The sequence below is a fragment of the Mesorhizobium sp. genome (genome assembly GCF_005063415.1).
Classification (GTDB): domain Bacteria; phylum Pseudomonadota; class Alphaproteobacteria; order Rhizobiales; family Rhizobiaceae; genus Mesorhizobium.
Window position 1 is genome coordinate 2,948 of the sequence record NZ_SUEG01000215.1, and the last position, 3,140, is coordinate 6,087.

2 protein-coding genes are annotated in these 3,140 nt (G+C 66.4%); both read right to left on the reverse strand.

Annotation, left to right across the window (positions count from 1 at the left end; translation table 11 throughout):
- On the reverse strand, window positions 1-489 hold a 489-nt coding region (locus E5W70_RS30005; RefSeq protein WP_292664903.1), incomplete at its 3' end, for a glycoside hydrolase family 3 N-terminal domain-containing protein.
- A gap of 119 nt (window positions 490-608) precedes the next feature.
- Window positions 609-3,140: SPOR domain-containing protein (locus E5W70_RS30010; protein WP_292664904.1), on the reverse strand; the 2,532-nt coding region annotated here is incomplete at its 5' end.

The following is a 3,140-nucleotide window of genomic DNA, read 5'->3' on the forward strand; positions in this document are numbered from 1 at the left end:
CCTATGGCAAGGAGCCGCGGCTCGACCCAATTCGATGACGGCTCGCGGCTCCTTGCCATAGGCGCGCGCGCCGATGACGTCGCTGGCGCCCTCGATCGGCACGTCGAGCACCGGCAGGCAATCCGCCGTGATGCCGTAGCGCAGCAGATCGAAGGCATGCAGCCGCGCCATGAGCCAGGCAGCACGGGTGCCGGCGTCATGATCGTCGCGCCACAAGGCGCCAAGCGCGCCGGCAGCCGGATAGTTCGGCGCCAGCGGTGGCCGCAGGCGCTGCACCCGGCCACCCTCCTGGTCGACGAACACCGGCGCGTCCGCACGCCCGACGCAGTCGCGCATCGCGGCGACCAGATCGCGGATCTGCTCGGTCTCGCCGATATTGCGCGCAAACAGGATGAAGCCCCACGGGCATTCGTTGCGGTAGAAACGGATCTCGTCGCGGGTCAGTGATTTCCCGGCGCAGCCGAGGATCATGGATTTTGATTCGGTCATGCGGAACAGTTTAGAGCTTCGCGCCGACAAAGGGAATCGCCCGCAATTGCCTCCAGCGGATTCCGTTCACGCAAAAAAGCCGGCGCGGGCGCCGGCTTTTCGAGGGGGCTTTGGTGCCGCTAGTGGGACACGAAGCAATTGCCGCCGGCAGCCTTGTAGCTGGTGCACAGTTTGATCGCCTCGTTGCGAGACTGCGCCGGAACGCGGACGCGGTAGAAGGTGCCCTTGCCTGCAATCTCGGCCTTGACGATGTTGGCGGTGCGGCCGGAAAGCACGCCGCCGTAGCGGCGCTGCAGATCCTGGTAAGTCGCCTGGGCGCTTTCGACTGTCGGCTGCGAAGCGATCTGTATCGACCATGAACCAGCCCCAGCCGCGGCCGGATCGATGGAAGCGACCTGATCGGGCTTGACCTCGCCGACCACGTCGACCGGCTGGTCGGACGGGCGCTGCGGCGCCACCGGAACCGTGGCCGGGGTGCTGGCGGACTGGTTGCTGGCCGACGGCTGGGCCTTGGCTTCAGCCTTTGTGTCGGGCTTCGGCGCCGGCTGCAGCTTGGGGGTTTCGGCCTGATCGCCACTCGCCTGATCGCCACTCGGCTGGTCGCCAATCTTCGGATCACTTGTCATTTGGTCGATCAGGGGCACGGTGCCGGTCTGCGCGGCGGCGTCGGCCTGGGCCGCCGGAGCCACGTGCTGCGGCGCCGGATCGGCCTGCTCGGCAGCAGCCATCTGCGGGGCGGCGGGCGCCGGATCCTCGCGCGCCACCAGCGAGCCGTCAGGTTTCACGACCATGGTCCGTACCTTGCGCGGCGCAACGGCGACGATCTCGGGGTTGGCTCCCTTCTCGGCCTCCTGCAGAACCTGCGCGATGCGATCCTCGGACTTGGGCGCCGGTGCGGCGGCCGTTTCGGCAGCGCCAGCCGCATTGGCGCCAAGCGCGTTGGTGCCGGGCGCGTTGGTGTCAGGCGCGTTGATGCCAGACGCGTTGGTGCCAGACGAGTCGGTGTCGGATGCCACGGTGCCGGGCGCGTCGATATCGTCTGCGGCATCGGGGTCATTGGGCGACAGATCGACGACGCGGCTCTCCGGTTCGTTGGCCTTCAGGTCCACAGGCTCTTCGGTGTTGGTGACCAGCTTCTGCTGAACGGGCTCGGCGGGCTTGGCGCCCTTGACCACAGCGTCATAGACCTTGTTGTCCTGGTTCGGCACGACGGTGCCGCCTGGATTTTCCGGCTTGATCTTGATCGGCCTGTTGTCGGCCTTGACGATAACCGGCGCATCGCTGCCGCTCTTGCCGCCGAGGGTCAACGCAAAGGCGCCAAGGCCTCCGGCGATCGCCACCGCGCCGACCACCGCTCCTATCAGCAGCCCGCGCCTGCGCGGCTGCCTTTCGGCCCCGCGTTCGGCAAGGCCCGGAACCGACATCTCCTCGTCCAGTTCGGGGTCGTAGTCGAGCTCATCGAAGGTGAAATCGTCGGCTTGCGAGACCGGCTGGCCACCGGGCAATGGCCCCAGATCGAAACCGTCCGCTGCATCGGCATAGGAAGCGGCCGCCGCGCTGACGGGGGCTTCCGCAGGCTTGGCGCCATAGGCGCGCGTCTCGCTACGATCCTGCTTATAGCCAGACGCGAAGCTGGCATCGTATTCATCGTCGTAGCCAGCACTGCGCACCGGGGCAGGCGCTATATCCGTGGCATTCATTTCGGTGAGAAGGCTCGCAAAATCGGCATCAAGATCGTCGTAGGCGGGCGCCACCGGCTCGTCATCGTCGAAGTTGAGCTCCGGAATGTCGAGATCGTCCGCCAGCGCCACGACGCGCTCGGGCACGTCGACCGTCTCGACATCAGGCATCTCGTCATAGGCGGAAGGCTGTTGATACGAGGTTGGCGCAGCTTCCGTGTAGGCTGGCCGATCTTCATAGGATGGCCGATCCTCATTGGACCGCCTGTCTTCACGGGATGCCTGGCCTTCATAGGACGGCGCCTCTCCGACCGGTGCGGCCCGATAAGACGGCGTTGCAGCCGGCTGCGGCGGTGCCGGACGCGCCGAAGCCACCGGCTGGCCTGCAAAAGCGGGCTGAGGCTGCGCGACCGGTGTCACGCGGCTCCACGAGCGGGCCGGCTCGGGCGGTGTGGCGCGTGTCGTCAGCCAGTTCAGCCCATCGAGCGGATCTTCTTCGGAAGCAGCTGCGGCACTCTTGTCGGCCGAGTCATGATCCAGGCCGATGTTCCTGGCGAAGTCGGCATCGAGCGCATCGTTGTCTAAATCATCCGCAGGTCCGGCAGCGGCTTCAACACCGAAATCCTCGCCTTCAAGCTCATCGAGGAGGACACTGCCAAGATCGGCATCATCGGCGGCACTGGACTGCTGCGGCTCAGCGGGCTCGTGCTCGTCGAGTTCCCAATCCAGCTCGTCGACAGCATGCACCGGTTCGTTGGTGACGTCTTCAGCCGCCGCCATGGGCTGCTCAGCAGCCACTGCTGGCTTCTGAATTACCGGCGCGATGGGCTGCTGAGCAGCCATCACGGGCTTCTGGGCAGGCTGCTGGGCAGACTGCCGGCCTGTCTGAGATTCGTTGACCGCTTGTGCCGGCCGTGTGCTCATCGCACCGAGCAGCGCGTTCAGTTCGTCCTCCAGGCTGCGTTCCTCGGC